This window comes from Citrobacter sp. Cb031 (assembly GCF_030336725.1).
In the GTDB taxonomy this organism is placed as follows: domain Bacteria; phylum Pseudomonadota; class Gammaproteobacteria; order Enterobacterales; family Enterobacteriaceae; genus Citrobacter; species Citrobacter braakii.
In genome coordinates, this window is record NZ_JAOWDA010000023.1 from 1 (window position 1) to 18,179 (window position 18,179).

19 protein-coding genes and 1 riboswitch are annotated in these 18,179 nt (G+C 55.1%); of the genes, 10 read left to right on the forward strand and 9 right to left on the reverse strand.

The window, feature by feature from the left end; genetic code table 11:
- Window positions 1-374: 374 nt before the first annotated feature.
- Complete coding sequence (purH, locus tag OGV93_RS09470; RefSeq protein ID WP_019078474.1) at window positions 375-1,964, forward strand: bifunctional phosphoribosylaminoimidazolecarboxamide formyltransferase/IMP cyclohydrolase; 1,590 nt, start codon at window positions 375-377, stop codon at window positions 1,962-1,964.
- 15 nt (window positions 1,965-1,979) lie between these two features.
- Entirely contained in the window at window positions 1,980-3,269 is a 1,290-nt protein-coding gene (gene purD / locus OGV93_RS09475; protein WP_016157951.1) for a phosphoribosylamine--glycine ligase, read from the forward strand.
- On the opposite strand, the gene zraR is transcribed toward purD, so the two are convergent.
- Complete coding sequence (gene zraR, locus OGV93_RS09480; RefSeq protein ID WP_287109533.1) at window positions 3,266-4,591, reverse strand: sigma-54-dependent response regulator transcription factor ZraR; 1,326 nt, start codon at window positions 4,589-4,591, stop codon at window positions 3,266-3,268. The two genes, purD and zraR, sit on opposite strands and share 4 nt — an antisense overlap.
- Before the next feature lie 5 nt (window positions 4,592-4,596).
- Window positions 4,597-5,982, reverse strand: coding sequence for a two-component system sensor histidine kinase ZraS (zraS, locus tag OGV93_RS09485; protein WP_287109534.1), 1,386 nt, complete (start codon window positions 5,980-5,982; stop codon window positions 4,597-4,599).
- Between the two features lie 264 nt (window positions 5,983-6,246).
- Here zraS and zraP point away from each other — a divergent pair, with 264 nt between their 5' ends.
- Window positions 6,247-6,687 (forward strand): zinc resistance sensor/chaperone ZraP, encoded by a 441-nt coding sequence (gene zraP, locus OGV93_RS09490; RefSeq protein ID WP_101701278.1) that lies wholly within the window; start codon window positions 6,247-6,249, stop codon window positions 6,685-6,687.
- 59 nt (window positions 6,688-6,746) lie between these two features.
- On the opposite strand, the gene OGV93_RS09495 is transcribed toward zraP, so the two are convergent.
- From OGV93_RS09495 to nudC, 6 genes are all read right to left on the reverse strand, one after another.
- The gene (locus OGV93_RS09495) at window positions 6,747-7,439 is read right to left on the reverse strand and encodes a DUF1481 domain-containing protein (RefSeq protein WP_016155315.1); all 693 of its coding nucleotides are present in this window, start codon (window positions 7,437-7,439) and stop codon (window positions 6,747-6,749) included.
- An 11-nt stretch (window positions 7,440-7,450) separates the two neighbouring features.
- Window positions 7,451-7,723, reverse strand: coding sequence for a nucleoid-associated protein HU-alpha (gene hupA / locus OGV93_RS09500; RefSeq protein ID WP_001044509.1), 273 nt, complete (start codon window positions 7,721-7,723; stop codon window positions 7,451-7,453).
- Window positions 7,724-7,909: 186 nt separating this feature from the next.
- Entirely contained in the window at window positions 7,910-8,500 is a 591-nt protein-coding gene (locus tag OGV93_RS09505; RefSeq protein WP_003842015.1) for a YjaG family protein, read from the reverse strand.
- 33 nt (window positions 8,501-8,533) lie between these two features.
- Complete coding sequence (nfi, locus tag OGV93_RS09510) at window positions 8,534-9,214, reverse strand: deoxyribonuclease V (protein ID WP_131347370.1); 681 nt, start codon at window positions 9,212-9,214, stop codon at window positions 8,534-8,536.
- Window positions 9,215-9,223: 9 nt separating this feature from the next.
- Window positions 9,224-10,288, reverse strand: a complete 1,065-nt coding sequence (gene hemE, locus OGV93_RS09515) for a uroporphyrinogen decarboxylase (protein WP_047415999.1) — start codon at window positions 10,286-10,288, stop codon at window positions 9,224-9,226.
- A gap of 43 nt (window positions 10,289-10,331) precedes the next feature.
- A complete protein-coding gene (gene nudC, locus OGV93_RS09520; RefSeq protein ID WP_016155312.1) occupies window positions 10,332-11,105 on the reverse strand; it encodes an NAD(+) diphosphatase in 774 nt (257 codons plus the stop codon).
- Window positions 11,106-11,201: 96 nt separating this feature from the next.
- Here nudC and OGV93_RS09525 point away from each other — a divergent pair, with 96 nt between their 5' ends.
- The 7 genes from OGV93_RS09525 to thiH all read left to right on the forward strand — a co-directional run bounded on the left by OGV93_RS09525 (window position 11,202) and on the right by thiH (window position 17,313).
- Complete coding sequence (locus OGV93_RS09525) at window positions 11,202-11,690, forward strand: Rsd/AlgQ family anti-sigma factor (RefSeq protein WP_016155311.1); 489 nt, start codon at window positions 11,202-11,204, stop codon at window positions 11,688-11,690.
- 49 nt (window positions 11,691-11,739) lie between these two features.
- Window positions 11,740-11,862, forward strand: a riboswitch (TPP riboswitch).
- Between the two features lie 83 nt (window positions 11,863-11,945).
- Entirely contained in the window at window positions 11,946-13,844 is a 1,899-nt protein-coding gene (gene thiC / locus OGV93_RS09530) for a phosphomethylpyrimidine synthase ThiC (RefSeq protein WP_016155310.1), read from the forward strand.
- Window positions 13,844-14,479 carry a thiamine phosphate synthase gene (gene thiE / locus OGV93_RS09535; RefSeq protein WP_155574830.1) on the forward strand — a complete coding sequence of 212 codons (636 nt, stop codon included), beginning with the start codon at window positions 13,844-13,846 and terminating at the stop codon, window positions 14,477-14,479. The genes thiC and thiE overlap by 1 nt, the downstream gene beginning before the upstream one ends.
- Complete coding sequence (locus OGV93_RS09540) at window positions 14,472-15,230, forward strand: HesA/MoeB/ThiF family protein (protein ID WP_287109535.1); 759 nt, start codon at window positions 14,472-14,474, stop codon at window positions 15,228-15,230. The genes thiE and OGV93_RS09540 overlap by 8 nt, the downstream gene beginning before the upstream one ends.
- Window positions 15,211-15,411 (forward strand): sulfur carrier protein ThiS, encoded by a 201-nt coding sequence (gene thiS / locus OGV93_RS09545; protein ID WP_016155307.1) that lies wholly within the window; start codon window positions 15,211-15,213, stop codon window positions 15,409-15,411. The genes OGV93_RS09540 and thiS overlap by 20 nt, the downstream gene beginning before the upstream one ends.
- A 1-nt stretch (window position 15,412) precedes the next feature.
- Window positions 15,413-16,183: a thiazole synthase gene (gene thiG / locus OGV93_RS09550; protein ID WP_047415991.1), complete on the forward strand. Its 771-nt coding sequence runs from the start codon at window positions 15,413-15,415 to the stop codon at window positions 16,181-16,183.
- Window positions 16,180-17,313, forward strand: a complete 1,134-nt coding sequence (thiH, locus tag OGV93_RS09555; protein WP_016157943.1) for a 2-iminoacetate synthase ThiH — start codon at window positions 16,180-16,182, stop codon at window positions 17,311-17,313. The genes thiG and thiH overlap by 4 nt, the downstream gene beginning before the upstream one ends.
- Window positions 17,314-17,433: 120 nt before the next feature.
- Here the strand turns inward: thiH and cspE are convergent, their stop codons facing one another.
- Window positions 17,434-17,646, reverse strand: coding sequence for a transcription antiterminator/RNA stability regulator CspE (cspE, locus tag OGV93_RS09560; RefSeq protein ID WP_016155304.1), 213 nt, complete (start codon window positions 17,644-17,646; stop codon window positions 17,434-17,436).
- Window positions 17,647-18,179 lie beyond the last annotated feature (533 nt).

Consider the following 18,179-nt stretch of genomic DNA (forward strand, 5'->3'; position numbering starts at 1 on the left):
TTTGTGTGAAGTGATTCACATCCGCCGTGTCGATGGAGGCGCATTATAGGGAGTTTCCCGCGGCCCGCAACCCTTAAATTGCAGAAAAATGACTGACCGCTGCATTCCACAGCAAAACCCCGCCTTATACCCATTTACACACAGAGTTATCCACAAACCACGCGATCGTTTATGCACTTCTCTGTTTATATGAGCATCCTTCAACGGAAAAAGAAGAGGTCAAAATCGAAAATTAAAAATTCGCGAGCGTTGCGCAAACGTTTTCGTTACAATGCCCCCGCACAACAAGGATGCCCCGTAAGGGGCGTTAGCTGAGTTTTTAGCCAAGAATTCACCTAACGCTCTCTGTAATAGTCAAATCCAGGGGATTTACCATGCAACAACGTCGTCCAGTCCGCCGCGCTCTGCTCAGTGTTTCTGACAAGGCCGGTATCATCGAATTCGCTCAGGCACTTTCCGCACGCGGTGTGGAGCTGCTGTCTACAGGTGGCACTGCGCGCCTGTTAGCTGAGAAAGGTCTGCCAGTGACCGAAGTTTCCGATTACACCGGCTTCCCGGAAATGATGGATGGACGCGTAAAGACCCTGCATCCGAAAGTCCACGGCGGCATTCTTGGTCGTCGCGGTCAGGACGACGGGATTATGGAACAGCACGGCATCGCACCTATCGACATGGTGGTTGTTAACCTGTACCCGTTCGCCGAGACCGTTGCCCGTGAAGGCTGCTCGCTGGAAGATGCGGTAGAAAACATTGATATCGGCGGCCCGACGATGGTGCGTTCCGCTGCCAAGAACCATAAAGATGTGGCTATCGTTGTGAAGAGCAGCGACTACGTCGCCATTATTAAAGAGATGGATGCCAACGACGGTTCTCTAACCCTCGACACGCGTTTCGATCTCGCGATTAAAGCCTTTGAACACACCGCCGCTTACGACAGCATGATTGCCAACTACTTCGGTAGCATGGTTCCGGCCTACCACGGCGAAAGCAAAGAAGCCGCCGGTCGCTTTCCACGTACACTGAACCTGAACTTCATTAAGAAGCAGGATATGCGCTACGGCGAGAACAGCCACCAACAGGCTGCCTTCTATATAGAAGAGAATGTTAAAGAAGCGTCCGTTGCCACCGCGCAGCAGGTACAGGGCAAAGCACTTTCCTACAACAACATCGCCGATACCGATGCGGCGCTGGAGTGCGTAAAAGAATTCAACGAGCCAGCCTGTGTGATCGTCAAACACGCTAACCCGTGCGGCGTGGCAGTCAGTACCTCTATTCTCGATGCTTACGACCGCGCCTATAAAACCGACCCGACCTCCGCGTTCGGCGGCATCATCGCCTTCAACCGCGAACTGGATGCCGAAACTGCTCAAGCCATCATTTCCCGTCAGTTCGTGGAAGTGATCATCGCGCCATCCGCAACCGAAGACGCACTGAAAATCACCGCCGCCAAACAGAACGTCCGCGTGCTGACCTGCGGTCAGTGGGCACAACGTGTGCCGGGCCTGGACTTCAAACGCGTTAACGGCGGTCTGCTGGTTCAGGATCGTGACCTGGGTATGGTGAGCGAAGGTGAACTGCGCGTAGTTTCCAAACGTCAGCCGACCGAACAGGAACTGCGCGATGCGCTGTTCTGCTGGAAAGTAGCTAAATTTGTAAAATCCAACGCCATTGTTTACGCCAAAGAGAACATGACTATCGGCATAGGAGCAGGCCAGATGAGCCGCGTATATTCCGCAAAAATCGCCGGAATTAAAGCCGCCGACGAAGGTCTGGAAGTTCAAGGTTCCTCTATGGCATCCGACGCCTTCTTCCCGTTCCGCGATGGGATTGATGCCGCCGCCGCCGCTGGTGTGACCTGCGTGATCCAGCCGGGCGGTTCTATCCGTGATGATGAAGTCATTGCTGCCGCCGACGAGCACGGCATAGCGATGGTGTTCACCGACATGCGCCACTTCCGCCATTAATCCACGGAGCAGACGATGAAAGTATTAGTGATTGGCAACGGCGGGCGCGAACACGCGCTGGCCTGGAAAGCGGCGCAGTCGCCAAAAGTCGAAACGGTATTTGTTGCACCAGGCAACGCGGGCACCGCGCTGGAACCTGCGCTGCAAAACGTGGCAATCGGCGTGACCGATATTCCGGCGCTGCTGAGCTTTGCCCAGAATGAGAAGATCGATCTGACCATCGTTGGCCCAGAAGCGCCTCTGGTAATTGGCGTGGTCGATGCGTTTCGCGCCGCCGGTCTGAAAATCTTCGGCCCAACCGAAGGTGCAGCGCAGTTGGAAGGCTCCAAAGCCTTCACCAAAGATTTCCTTGCCCGTCATAACATTCCAACGGCGGAGTATCAGAACTTCACCGAGATTGAGCCTGCGCTGGCCTATCTGCGTGAGAAAGGCGCACCGATCGTTATCAAGGCCGACGGCCTGGCCGCCGGTAAAGGCGTTATCGTCGCGATGACGCTGGAGGAAGCCGAAGCCGCTGTTCATGACATGCTGGCAGGTAACGCTTTTGGCGATGCGGGCCACCGTATCGTTATCGAAGAGTTCCTCGACGGTGAAGAAGCGAGCTTTATCGTGATGGTTGACGGCGAGCACGTGCTGCCAATGGCCACCAGCCAGGACCACAAACGCGTGGGCAACGGCGATACCGGTCCGAATACCGGCGGTATGGGCGCTTACTCACCGGCACCGGTGGTGACTGATGACGTTCATCAGCGCACCATGGAACGCATCATCTGGCCAACCGTAAAAGGCATGGCGGCGGAAGGGAACACTTACACCGGTTTCCTGTACGCGGGTCTGATGATCGACAAACAGGGCAACCCGAAGGTTATCGAGTTCAACTGCCGCTTCGGCGATCCGGAAACCCAGCCGATTATGCTGCGTATGAAATCGGATCTGGTGGAGCTGTGCCTTGCCGCCTGTGACGGCAAGCTGGATGAGAAAACCTCTGAGTGGGACGAACGCGCCTCTTTGGGCGTAGTGATTGCCGCAGGGGGTTATCCGGGCAACTACAATACTGGCGATGAGATCCACGGCCTGCCGCTGGAAGAAGTCGCTGACGGTAAAGTGTTCCACGCGGGCACCAAACTGTCTGCTGACGATCGCGTGCTGACCAACGGCGGTCGCGTCCTGTGCGCCACCGCGCTGGGTAACACCGTTGCCGAGGCGCAGCAGCGTGCCTACGCCCTGATGACCGACATCCGTTGGGACGGCAGCTTCAGCCGTAACGACATCGGCTGGCGCGCCATCGAACGTGAGCAAAACTAACGGCTGAGCTTAGCCAGCAGCGTTTTGCGCGTAATACCTAACTGACGGGCGGCTTCGGTTTTATTGCCGCCCGTTTTTTCCAGCGCCGCCAGAATCACTTCTTTTTCGACATCCACCAGCGGTTGGATCTCGCCACTGTATTCCGTTTTTATCGGTGTCGCGGCAATCGCCATCGGCAGCTCGCGTTCGGAAATATATTCCCCCGTTAGCAGCACCACCGAACGCTCAATCGCATTTTCCAGCTCACGGATATTGCCCGGCCAGTCATAGTGGATCAGCAGATCCATCGCCTGCGGAGTAAAGCCTTTCACCGCTTTTCGATTACGTGTGGCAAAACGCTGGAGAAAATGTTCGGCCAGCAGAGGAATATCTTCCCGACGCTGGCACAGCGCTGGCATTTCAATAGTAATGACGTTCAGGCGATAGTAGAGATCCTGACGAAAGTGCCCGGCGTTCACTTCCTCCGCCAGATCGCGATGTGTGGCGGCGATCAGCCGGACATCAACCGCAATAGTCTGGTTGCTGCCAACCCGTTGCACTTCCCGCTCCTGGATAGCCCGCAGCAGACGCACCTGCATTAGCGGTGAGATATCGCCAATTTCATCAAGAAATAACGTGCCGCCTTCGGCTTCCACAAAGCGCCCTTCCCGCCGCTTATCCGCGCCAGTAAACGCGCCTTTCTCATGTCCAAAAAGTTCGGACTCCAGCAGCGACTCATTAAGCGACGCACAGTTCAGCGTCACCAGCGGTTTATCACAGCGGGCACTGCTGGCATGCAGCGCCCGGGCCACCAGCTCTTTCCCCGTACCGGAGTCTCCGTGAATGAGCACCGTTGCATCCGAGGGCGCAACCATCGCGATTTCATTGATCAACTGCCGCATCGCCCGACTGCTGCCAATCATGCCAAACTGCGCAGCCGACCCTGACGGCAGTTCAGCGCCCGTTTCCCGCGTATGCGCCAGCGCCTTTTCCAGCGTCTCCTGCAGGCGATCAAAATCCAGCGGCTTGATTAAGTAGTCCAGCGCCCCGGTTTTCAGCGCCTCAACGGCGGTCTCCACGCTGGAGAACGCCGTCATGATCAATACCGGAATCGCCGAATTCAGCGCTTTAATCTCTTTCAGCGTTGCGATGCCGTCCATCTCCGCCATACGCACATCGCACAGCACTAAATCAAATACGCGTTCACGCACCTGTTCCAGTGCCGCTTGCCCGCTATAGGCCAGCGCGACCTCATAACCCCAGCCGCGCAGCAGCGCCTGTAAAATGGTGCAGTGGCTGATATCGTCATCTACCACCAGAATATTGATTTTTCCGCGCGTCATCCTTGTTAATCCTGTTGTTTCGCGTTGGTCGGCAGCCAGAGGGTAAAGGTTGCGCCTTTGCCCTCAACGCTTGCCACATGAATGGTACCACCGTGCTGTTCAATTATGTTCTGCACTACCGCCAGCCCAAGGCCGGTTCCATCCGCTTTAGTCGTGAAGTAAGGCGTAAAAATGGCCTCCAGCTGTTCCGCGGCAATCCCTTTCCCGCTATCAATAACCACGATTTTAACGCGATCGCCGCTGCTTTCACTCGCTTCAACCGTAATCGTGCCCTGACGACCAATCGCATGAATGGCGTTCAGATACAGATTCAACAGAACCTGAGTCAGTCGGTCGGGATCGGCCTGAATAGCGGGCAGCGTGGAACTGGCCGAAAAACGTAGCTGGATTTCCCGGCTTGCCGCATCCTGACTCACCAGGTTTAATGAGTGGGTGATGACCTCATTGAGATCCACCTGTTGCAGCGTCAGATGCGCAGGTTTCACCAGCTCCAGCAGCTCGCTCACCACCCGATTTAAACGGTCCGCCTCTTTCGCCATCACCTGCGCCAGCTCATGCGACTCACCACCAGGCGGAGTTCGTTCAGCAAAATACTTCGCTAAACCTTTGATCGATGAAAGCGGGTTTCGAATCTCATGCGCGACCCCGGCCGCCAGATGTCCGAGCGCCATCAGTTTTTCTTTACGCTTCATCGCATCCTGCAGTTCTTTGTACGAGCGCTGATAGCGTTGATACCAGAAGAACGTCAGCACAGTGGCCAGCAGCACGGCCGCCAGCGCAGACAGGACGATCAGGGTGTTACGCCACTCTCTTGCCTGAGTCGCAGCCAGATCGCTGGCATCAAAAGCGATAAATATGATTTGTGCGGGGGGGATAAGCTGTCCGTCATTGCTGGCACAGCGCGCCATGCCATGACGTCCTGGACCATACATCGGCTGAAACTGACGATAAATTTCCAGGACCGGTGTTTTTTCACCGTCCCCCGTAGGCATGTCAATATTCCGCCAGCTTTCTTGTTCCCCGGGGCTTAGTTCCCGCAGGACATCCGGTGAATAGAGCGTTTTACCGACCATCGCGGAATTGCTGTGAGTAATAATGACGCCATGATCGTCAACGACGGCAAACCATAGCACGCCTGGTTGTACGGCCATTTCCTCCAGCAGCGTCTGCTGTTGAGCATGATGCATGCGCATCCCCATACCTACGCGCGTACCAGACTCCAGAGCGCGGATGAGCACGCTGCCTTTTTCCAGTAGCGTTTGCCGCGCGGCACCGCTTTCCCGCCCATAGTCCCGAATGGTCATAATCGAAAACCAACCGACCAAAATCAGGATTGCCGCCAGCAAGAGTCGGCTCAACCACTTGGCCGCCGTGTCCTTATAAAGACGCATACGCTCTCCCTTTATCCCACCTGTTCCTTTCATCGTTGCAGGTATACAGCAGAAATCATGCCATTTTTTCTCCGTGATAACCCTGCCCTCAGACACAAACCGCTGAAAGTAGCGGGTAAAAATGACCCGCCGGCGCGTTCTGGCGAGTCATTTTTACTCGCCGCCCTGTAAAGACCACGAGTACAACGCCCGCGGGACCGGGATTGCCGCTTTGGCACGGAAGATGCAATAGGAAATGTAATCTAACCAACAGGAGAACGACCCATGAAACGGAACAACAAACTGGCGCTGATTGCACTCTCTCTTATCGCGTTGGGCTCTACCCCGGCGCTGGCGCAGAATCACTGGGGATATGGTGATGGAATGCAGCAACGAGGCGGTACGCCAATGACCACTGAGCAGCAGGCTACCGCGCAGAAAATCTATGATGATTACTACTCGCAGACCAGCGCTTTGCGCCAACAGCTGACCTCTAAACGTTATGAGTACAACGCGTTGCTAACAGCCAGCTCGCCAGACACAGCAAAAATTAATGCCGTGGCAAAGGAGATGGAGGCGTTGAATCAGTCACTGGATGAGCAGCGCGTTAAACGCGATGTCGCAATGGCCCAGGCAGGCGTACCTCGCGGAGCGGGAATGGGCTACGGCGGGTGCGGCGGTGGCGGCAACCATCGCGGCGGCCATATGGGAATGGGCCACTGGTAAACGGTTTTTGCCGGATGGCGGCCTCACCTTATCTGGCCCGATGTCCTGGCATCAGGTTTTCAGAAGGTTTTGGCAGTAGGCTGCCAGTGACAAAAATCTTCATTAGCGACCAGCAGTAGCTGCGACCCTTCGGGCGCTTCCAGCCATGCCACACTCACTTCTACAGATGAATGGCTCTGGCGGCGCTCAATGTGGTTTATCGCCCACGATTCCAGATCGGGCTTCAGTGTTTCACCTTCACAGGTCGTGACTGTGTTATTCGCATGCCAGCGTCCCTGACGCAATATCACCCGTCCCTGACGCAACGCATCGCTGGTCTGGCGGATTTGATCGGCACGATAGCGGTAAAGCGCAATTTGATCGCTGGAAAGCTGCTGCTTTTGCCCATCGACTTCACGCTGCATGAAACTCAGTTCGCCCCGGTCATCGAAGCGTATACGGACATGTTCCGGTGGTTGACTGTAAGTGTTGAGTTCTATCAGCGAGAGCGAATCACCCTGCCAGCGGTATTCACTGGTGGTGGTATCGCCTTTACGCCACGGACTAAATACCGAGAGCAAGTGAACATCGTCGCTGGAATCTTTACGCCAAATGCGTACCGCCCCCTGATCGCCAACATAGCCGCTGGCCGTGAATGGAGGAAGCTCAGAGTGGCGACTACAGGCAGACAGTAACAGCACACCTGAAAGCCAAAGCGAATGACGCCAGATGGACAAAAGGGGCGAAACCGCCCCTTCGATAAAACTGTTCACTGCCACGCGAATTACTTAACCGCGTCTTTCAGTGCTTTACCAGAAACAAATGCCGGTACGTTAGCTGCGGCAATTTTGATTTCTTTACCGGTCTGCGGGTTGCGGCCAGTGCGCTCAGCACGGTGGTTCACTTTGAAGGTACCGAAACCAACCAGTTGTACAGCATCGCCTTCTTTCAGAGACTCAGTAATAGCAGCCAGAGTGGATTCCAGAGCAGCTTTAGCCTGTGTTTTAGACAGTTCTGCTTTGTCTGCAATTACATCAATCAGTTGAGTCTTGTTCATAAGTTATCCTTACAATGTGTTTATCGCTTGCTAAGCATCGAGTGCGACGGAAATGCCAGAAAAGCACTCTCCTGCATACACGCACCGATAGCCACTTTTTTTCGCCCCCCAAATGTAGACCAGACCGGGGGCGGATGGGAAGCCTTCAGGCACGACAAATCAGGCGTTAAATCACGTTTTATGGTGTCATTGCTGAAAATTTATACCAATATTGCTCTCGCCAGCCTCGCGCAGGTCTGCACGAAGCCCTTTTATCAGCTCAATATCGCGTTCTTCACAGTCGGCTAAAAGTCGGAAAATTTCCCACTGAATATCCCATTCTTGCTCAACGGCCGGGTTCTCTTTGAGCTCTTCATCGGTCATTTCGCGACCAGCCTGGGTCATTTCCAGCATCGCAACCGTCGTAATCGAAGCCTTACTAACCTCAATTGCATGTTCCAGCGTTTCACCGCTAAGACGCGAATGCATCAGTTCGCTTAATGCCACACAGGCATCAATCGCCGGATAAACGCCGTACAAATCGTAATCGTCTGCTGAAGGAATAGCCTCTTCAAATTTTTCCAACTGGCTATCGAAATTGATTTTCGCGTCTTTAACCGTCAGCGCTTCCCAAATCAAATCCAGAATTCGGCGGTAAATTTGTCCATCGCCAAATTCGGTTTGCTTACAGAACATGGCGTAGTTGGGGTACATGCGTTCGCACAGACAGGCCATAAACGTGACGTGCTGCCAGCTTTCCAGCTTCTCCAGACGCAGGTGAATCGGATTTTGTAACATGATGAGTTCTCAAATACGGAAATTAGCGGCAGTTTACCCGATATGGGGCGTTTTTGCTGCAAGCCGCGTAAAAGCAGGGCGTTCGGATGCCACCGCATCTGCCCAGCGTGTTGGTTCCGGCAGACGATAGCCGTTCATACAGCGTTGTACCCATGCTAACGCGCTGTCCTGGCTCACGCGATGACCCGTAGAGATAAACAGCGGGTTACAGCGTGCTTTGCTGCGCCAAACCCATGCCAGCTGTTCGCCTTTATCCAACAACGGCGCTAACGCTCCGGGTTCGGCGGCGAGCGGCTCAAACTTGCCGCACAACCGTTTTTTCGCCACGCCAATCGTCGGGACATCCACCAGCAGGCCAAAATGGCTGGCCACGCCCAGACGGCGAGGGTGAGAGATCCCGTGACCGTCAACGAACAGCAGATCAGGCTTGTGCGAAAGCTGCTGCCAGGCGGCCATCAGCGCGGGTGTTTCGCGAAAGGAGAGAAAGCCAGGAATGTAGGGCATGGTGGTGGCGATTCGCGCCACCTTGTATTCAACCAGTTCCAGCGAGGGGTACTTCAGTAAGACCATCGCGGCTCGCGTCACTTCGCCCCCCTGCTCGAACCCAACGTCCGCCCCGCCGATCAGATCCGGTGGATCGTTCCTCAGGCGATCCTCGCGGATCACTGAAGAGGCCAGTTCAAGCTGCTGCGCGCGTAATGACGCAAGATCCATAATGACTCCTTAGCGGTGGTACTGTTCAGACAACCGATGTACCGCCTCCACAAAGACACCCGCATGCTCTGGCGGGACATCCTGATGAATGCCGTGGCCCAGGTTAAAGACATGGCCTTCACCCTGACCAAAACCGGCCAGAATCGTCGCCACCTCTTCTTCGATGCGGGCTGGCGGCGCATACAGCATGGACGGATCCATATTGCCCTGCAGTGCCACTTTATGACCTACACGACGACGCGCATCGGCAATGTCAGTGGTCCAGTCCAGACCTAACGCATCACAGCCGGTTTCCGCCATCGCTTCCAGCCACTGACCACCGCCTTTAGTGAACAGCGTCACCGGTACGCGACGACCTTCGTTCTCGCGCATCAGGCCGTCGACGATTTTGTGCATGTAGTACAGGGAGAACTGCTGATAGTCGCGACCGGTCAGCACACCGCCCCAGGTGTCGAAAATCATTACCGATTGCGCGCCCGCTTTGATCTGCGCGTTCAGGTACAGAGTGACGCTCTTCGCCAGCTTATCAAGCAGCAGATGCAGCGCCTTTGGATCGGCGTACATCATCTTTTTAATCACGGTGAAGGCCTTACTACTGCCGCCTTCGACCATATAGGTCGCCAGTGTCCACGGGCTACCGGAGAAGCCGATCAGCGGCACTTCGCCTTTCAGTTCACGGCGGATAGTGCGCACCGCATTCATCACATAACCCAGTCCATCTTCCGGGTCCGGGATCGGCAGTTTGTCGACGTCAGCCTTGCTGACGATCGGTGAGGTAAAGCGTGGGCCCTCTCCTGCTTCAAAATACAGCCCAAGTCCCATCGCATCGGGAATCGTCAGGATATCCGAAAAGAGGATCGCCGCATCAAGCTTATAGCGACGCAGCGGCTGCAGCGTGACTTCGCAGGCCAGCTCGGCATTTTTGCACAGCGCCATAAAATCGCCCGCTTCGGCACGCGTGGCTTTATATTCCGGTAGATAGCGGCCCGCCTGGCGCATCATCCATACCGGAGTGACATCAACGGGCTGGCGCAGCAGCGCACGCAGATAACGATCGTTCTTCAGTTCGGTCATTTTTCCATTCCTTGAGCTATTTCACGCCAGTGTAACATGTGTGTCACTCATACTCTGCCCGACAGAGGGCGACAGTATCTTCAATCAATCGACGCGCGACGGTGCCCGGCGGGGGCAGGAGCGGTAAATCGTCGTAGCGATACCAGTTCGCTTCCAGCAGTTCTTTCGGGTCAATAACAATTTCGCCGCTATCATACTCCGCCATAAATGCGGTCATCAAAGACTGTGGGAACGGCCACGGCTGAGAAGTGACGTAGCGCAGGTTTTTTACCTTAATGCCGCTCTCTTCCATGACTTCGCGCGCCACCGCCTGCTCGAGGGTCTCGCCCACTTCGACAAAACCCGCCAGCACGGTATGCACGCCGTTACGATGGCGAACATGTTGGGCAAGCAGGATAGCGTCGTCACGGCGAATAGCAACGATAATGCAGGGGGCAATTTGCGGGTAGTAGCGTTCTCGACAGTGGCTACACAGCATCGCCCATTCCGTTTTACTCGGGTGCATGGGATGACCGCAGTAACCGCAGAATTTATGTGAGCGGTAGAACTCGGCCAGTTGTACGCCGCGTCCGGCCAGTTGAAACAGGCCAACATCCTGGTCAATGACCTGGCGCACAGACCCCATATCGTGCCGACGCTGCTGCTGCACCAGCCAGACCGTCTCCCCTTCCCATTCGCCTATAGGAAGTGCGCGCTGCCCGGTTAGATCAAAACTTGCTGCGTCGCCGTAAGGCAGTTCGCCATGAGGCAACCATAACTTTTGCTCATGACTGACAATCCACCAGCCGCTATCTAATTTTTCAATTATACGATCCATATCTCTTGCGCAACCTTTGCTTCACAGGCATGTTGTTTACATTATTTTTACATTTACGGGTGAGCCGTTCCTAAACACCATCTTGCGGAGTCAATCATGCTAAACCAGCTGGAAAGCCTGACGGAGCACGTCGGAGGAAGTAACAAACTGGTTGATCGCTGGCTACATGTACGTAAGCACCTGCTCGTGGCTTACTACAATCTGGTTGGCATTAAGCCAGGCAAAGAATCGTACATGCGGCTCAATGAAAAGGCGCTGGATGATTTTTGCCAGAGCCTGGTCGATTACCTTTCCACCGGACACTTCAGTATTTATGAACGTATTCTCCATAAATTGGAAGGGAACGGGCAGCTTTTAAAAGCCACAAAAATTTGGCCGCTCCTGGAAGCCAATACGCAACTGATCATGGACTACTATGATTCCAGTCTGGAGACCGCCATTGATCACGATAACTTCCTTGAATTTCAACAGGCCTTATCGGATATCGGCGAGGCGCTGGAAGCCCGGTTCGTGCTGGAAGATAAGCTGATCATGCTGGTTTTTGATGCGATGCACGAGAGTGGCATGATCAAACGTCCTGCTTGAGATTTGCGACATTAACGCGTAATTTACATTCATTACCTCTTTTTGAGGTTACTTCTTGTCGGAGTGCTTATTTTCCACAGCAGCATGAGTGGAAAAGGCTGAGACCGTTAATTCGGGATCCGCGGAACCTGATCAGGTTAAAACCTGCGAAGGGAACAAGAGTCAATCTACAACCGTATCGCCCTTTGGCGTTCGTCTCTCTTGCTTCATCCGTCGTCTGACAAGCCATATCCTTACTTTTATTTGGAATGAGCTATGTCTGCCACTACTAAACCATCACGCCGCGAACAGCGCGCCCAAGCCCAACACTTTATCGACACGCTGGAAGGTACCGCCTTTCCTAACTCAAAACGTATCTACATCACCGGTTCGCAGGCGGATATTCGCATCCCGATGCGCGAAATCCAGCTAAGTCCTACGCTGATTGGTGGTACGAAAGACAACCCGCAGTTTGAAGAGAACGAAGCCGTGCCGGTGTACGACACCTCCGGGCCGTACGGCGATCCTGATGTGGCGATTAACGTTCAGCAGGGTCTGGCTAAACTGCGCCAGCCGTGGATTGCGGCGCGTAATGATAGCGAAGAATTAGACGACCGTAGCTCCGCTTATACCAAAGAACGTCTGGCCGACGATGGCCTGGACGAGCTGCGTTTCAGCGGCCTGCTGACGCCAAAACGCGCCAAAGCCGGCAAGCGCGTTACCCAGTTGCACTATGCCCGTCAGGGGATGGTTACCCCGGAGATGGAATTTATCGCCATCCGTGAAAACATGGGCCGCGAGCGCATTCGTAGTGAAGTGCTGCGCCATCAGCATCCAGGGATGAACTTTGGCGCTCGCCTGCCGGAAAACATCACCCCGGAATTCGTGCGTGATGAAGTCGCTGCGGGCCGCGCGATTATTCCTGCCAACATCAACCACCCGGAATCCGAGCCGATGATCATCGGCCGCAACTTCCTGGTGAAGGTGAACGCCAACATCGGTAACTCGGCGGTGACCTCCTCCATTGAAGAAGAGGTGGAGAAGCTGGTGTGGTCGACCCGCTGGGGCGCAGATACGGTGATGGACCTCTCTACCGGCCGCTATATTCACGAAACCCGCGAGTGGATCCTGCGTAACAGCCCGGTGCCGATCGGTACCGTACCGATCTACCAGGCGCTGGAGAAGGTTAACGGGATCGCCGAAGATCTCACCTGGGAAGCCTTCCGCGACACGCTGCTCGAACAAGCCGAACAGGGCGTCGACTACTTCACCATTCACGCGGGCGTACTGCTGCGCTACGTGCCGATGACCGCCAAACGCCTGACAGGTATTGTCTCGCGCGGCGGTTCGATCATGGCGAAATGGTGTCTCTCTCATCACAAAGAGAACTTCCTGTTTGAACATTTCCGCGAGATTTGCGAAATCTGTGCCGCCTATGACGTTTCGCTCTCTCTCGGCGACGGCCTGCGTCCAGGCTCGATTCAGGATGCCAACGACGAGGCGCAGTTCTCCGAGCTGCATACGCTGGGCGAACTGACCAAAATCGCCTGGGAATACGACGTGCAGGTGATGATTGAAGGCCCGGGTCATGTGCCGATGCATATGATCCAGCGCAATATGACCGAAGAGCTGGAGCACTGCCATGAAGCGCCGTTCTACACCTTAGGGCCGTTGACGACAGATATCGCGCCGGGCTATGACCACTTCACCTCCGGCATTGGTGCGGCGATGATCGGCTGGTTTGGCTGTGCGATGCTGTGCTACGTCACGCCAAAAGAGCACCTTGGCCTGCCGAACAAAGAAGACGTGAAGCAAGGGCTGATTACCTACAAGATTGCCGCCCACGCCGCTGATTTAGCCAAAGGCCATCCGGGTGCGCAGATCCGCGATAACGCCATGTCGAAAGCGCGCTTCGAATTCCGCTGGGAAGACCAGTTTAACCTCGCACTCGACCCATTCACCGCCCGCGCCTATCACGATGAAACCCTGCCACAGGAGTCCGGCAAGGTTGCCCACTTCTGCTCCATGTGCGGGCCGAAGTTCTGCTCGATGAAAATCAGCCAGGAGGTCCGCGACTACGCCGCCGCACAAACCATTGAAATCGGAATGGCGGATATGTCGGAGAACTTCCGCGCCAAAGGCGGCGAAATCTACCTCAAAAAAGAGGAGGCGTGATGTACCAGCCTGATTTCCCGACCGTGCCGTTCCGCCTCGGGCTTTACCCGGTGGTAGACTGCGTTGAATGGATTGAACGCTTGCTGCAGGCAGGTGTGCGCACGATCCAACTGCGCATTAAAGATAAACGTGATGAAGAGGTCGAAGCCGACGTCATTGCCGCCATTGAGCTGGGGCGTCGCTATGATGCTCGCCTGTTTATCAACGACTACTGGAGCCTGGCAATTAAGCACAACGCGTACGGCGTGCATCTGGGCCAGGAAGACCTCGAAACCACCGACCTGAAGGCGATTCAGGCGGCGGGGCTACGCCTGGGTGTTTCCACTCACGATGATATGGAGATAGACGTAGCGCTGGCTGCTAAGCCTTCTTATATCGCGCTGGGTCATGTCTTCCCGACGCAAACCAAGCAGATGCCGTCGGCCCCGCAGGGTCTCACGCAGCTGGCAAGCCATAGTAAACGACTGGCGGATTACCCCACTGTCGCTATCGGCGGCATCAGCCTTGAGCGCGCCCCGGCGGTGCTGGCGACCGGCGTTGGCAGCATTGCCGTGGTCAGCGCCATAACCCACGCCGCAGACTGGCAGGCAGCCACGGCGCAGCTACTGGACATTGCGGGAGCCGGCGATGAATGACCGCGATTTTATGCGCTACAGCCGCCAGATCCTGCTCGGCGACATTGCCATTGAGGGCCAACAAAAGCTGCTCGATAGCCATGTGCTGATCGTCGGTTTAGGTGGGCTCGGCTCGCCTGCGGCACTGTATCTGGCGGGAGCGGGCGTCGGCACGCTGACGTTGGCGGACGATGATGACGTTCATCTGAGCAACCTGCAACGGCAAATATTGTTCACCACCGATGATATCGCCCGCCCGAAAGCACAGGCGGCAAAGCGACATCTGGCATGCCTTAATCCGGACAGCGAGCTGGTCGTCCTTGAGCAGCGGCTGACCGGTGAGGCGCTCCGGCATGCGGTAGCGCGTGCCGACGTGGTGCTCGACTGTACCGACAACATGGCGACGCGCCAGGAAATTAACGCCGCCTGCGTGATGCTCAACACTCCGCTCATCACCGCCAGCGCTGTGGGCTTTGGCGGCCAGCTAATGGTACTGACGCCACCGTGGGAACAAGGCTGTTACCGTTGCCTGTGGCCGGATGATGTAGAGCCGGAACGCAACTGCCGCACCGCCGGCATCGTCGGCCCGGTTGTGGGCGTGATGGGCACCTTGCAAGCGCTGGAGGCGATTAAATTACTCAGCGGCATTGAAACTCCCAGTGGGGAGCTACGCCTGTTCGACGGTAAAACCAGCCAGTGGCGCAGCCTCGCGCTGCGTCGTGCCAGCAGCTGCCCGGTCTGCGGAGGACAACATGCAGATTCAGTTCAATGATGAGCCGATGCAGTGCGCCGAGGGACAAACCGTCAGCGGGCTGCTCACTGCGCTAAATCAACTTAAACCGGGAGCGGCGCTGGCGCTCAATCAGCAGATCCTGCCGCGCGAGCAGTGGGAGCAGCAAATCGTGCAGGAAGGCGACCAGATCCTGCTTTTTCAGGTTATTGCAGGGGGTTGATATGTTACGTATTGCCGACAAAACGTTTGATTCACATCTGTTCACCGGCACCGGAAAATTTGCTTCGTCGCAGCTGATGGTCGAGGCGATTCGCGCCTCCGGCAGCCAACTGGTGACGCTGGCAATGAAGCGCGTGGATTTGCGCCAGCACAACGATGCCATTCTGGCCCCACTTATCGACGCGGGGGTGACGCTACTGCCTAACACCTCTGGGGCGAAAACCGCGGAAGAGGCTATTTTCGCCGCCCAGCTGGCACGTGAAGCGCTGGGCACAAACTGGCTAAAATTAGAAATCCACCCGGACGCCCGTTGGCTATTGCCGGATCCGATTGAAACGTTAAAAGCCGCGGAAGCATTGGTGAAACTGGGCTTTGTGGTGCTGCCCTACTGCGGCGCGGATCCGGTGCTGTGTAAGCGGCTGGAAGAGGTCGGCTGCGCGGCGGTAATGCCGCTCGGCGCGCCCATCGGTTCTAATCAGGGACTGGAAACGAAAGCGATGCTGGAGATTATTATCCAACAGGCAACCGTACCGGTGGTGGTTGATGCGGGTATTGGCGTCCCCAGCCACGCCACACAGGCGCTGGAAATGGGTGCCGACGCAGTGCTGGTCAACACGGCAATCGCCGTGGCCGACTGCCCGGTCACGATGGCTACCGCCTTCCGTCTGGCGGTTGAAGCGGGCCTTCTGGCGCGCCAGGCGGTACCAGGAAGCAAAAGTTCGCAGGCAAGCGCCACCAGCCCGTTAACCGGATTCCTGGAGGCCTTCGTATGAAAACGTTCAGCGACCGCTGGCGCCAGCTTGACTGGGATGACATCCGCCTGCGTATCAACGGTAAAACCGCCGCTGACGTGGAGCACGCCCTCAACGCTTCACAGCTTAGTCGCGACGATCTGATGGCGTTGCTCTCCCCTGCCGCCGCCGACTTTCTGGAGCCGTTGGCACAGCGAGCGCAGCGCCTGACCCGGCAGCGCTTCGGCAACACGGTCAGCTTTTATGTTCCGCTGTATCTCTCGAATCTTTGCGCCAACGACTGCACCTACTGCGGCTTTTCCATGAGCAACCGTATCAAACGCAAAACGCTGGACGAAGATGAGATAAAACGAGAGTGTACCGCTATCCGTGAGCTGGGTTTTGAGCATCTGTTGTTGGTCACCGGTGAACATCAGGCAAAAGTCGGAATGGATTACTTTCGTCGCCATTTGCCCACCATTCGCCGCCAGTTTGCCTCGTTGCAGATGGAAGTTCAGCCGCTGTCAGAGGCTGAATATGCGGAGCTGAAGACGCTGGGACTGGATGGCGTGATGGTGTATCAGGAGAGCTATCATGAGGCGATTTACGCTCGCCACCATCTGAAGGGGAAAAAGCAGGATTTCTTCTGGCGACTGGAAACGCCGGACAGGCTGGGCCGCGCAGGGATCGACAAAATCGGTCTTGGCGCGTTGATTGGTTTGTCCGACAGCTGGCGGGTCGATTGCTATATGGTGGCTGAACATCTGCTGTGGATGCAGCAGCATTACTGGCAGAGCCGCTACTCCATCTCCTTCCCTCGCCTGCGCCCATGCACCGGTGGCGTTGAACCCGCATCGATCATGGACGAGCGACAGTTGGTCCAAACCATTTGCGCGTTTCGTTTACTGGCGCCAGAAATTGAGCTGTCGCTCTCCACCCGCGAATCGCCATGGTTCCGTGATCATGTGATCCCACTGGCGATCAACAACGTCAGCGCCTTCTCAAAAACACAGCCCGGCGGTTATGCCGATAACCATCCTGAACTGGAACAGTTCTCCCCACACGATGCCCGTCGCCCAGAAGCCGTTGCTGAAGCACTAATGGCGCAGGGGTTACAGCCCGTGTGGAAGGACTGGGACAGCTATCTGGGACGCGCTTCGCAGATGCCGTAAGTCCGGAGCAATCGCATAAAACGAAAAAACCCGCTTTCGCGGGTTTTTTCTTCACTGTCACTTAACTGCTCAGGCTCTGGCCTTCATCGCTATCGTAAGCATTAGTGAAATTATCGGCGATTACAGCGCGACAACGTTAACAGCAGACGGGCCTTTAGCGCCATTCTCCACAGAGAACTCCACTTTTTGACCTTCGTCTAATGTTTTAAAATCGTTACTCTGGATAGCAGAGAAATGCACAAACACGTCCTTGCTACCGTCCTGAGGAGTGATAAAGCCGAAGCCTTTCTCAGAGTTAAACCATTTTACTAAACCAGTCATTTTGTTAGACATAGATACTTCCTTTCATATTTTGAGCCGCTTAAGCAGCGAAGATGGCCTGTTTTGCAGAAATTAACTTATGGGGCACTTAGGGAGGAGGCTCATGAAGAAGAGTATCTGAGGATAACGCTTGAACTGAGAACTGCTTTACTAAAACTGCTTTCATAAGGTCTGTGTATCAAACCGATGTCGCTATAGTAGACTTACTTCTAATCAATAAGCAAGCATTAATTTATTTAATAATCGATTAGCGCCGAAATGTTACACCATCGCGGTTGAGCATTTCAGGTAACAACTTGATCTAAAATGAACAAAAGCCCTGACCATTGCAGTCAGGGCTTTAAGTTACTACACACTTCAAATTTAACATTAATAAACTTAACGATTTAATACTGCTGATGGTACTACTTTAAAATGTACACGTTTACTACAGATAATATTGGATATTGATACTAACTAAAAACCGTCCTCTATTTACCGTTAAACACATTCCACCCGCTTGATAATAGAACTCAAGGCTGGTGACCTAAACAAGTACACTTCCC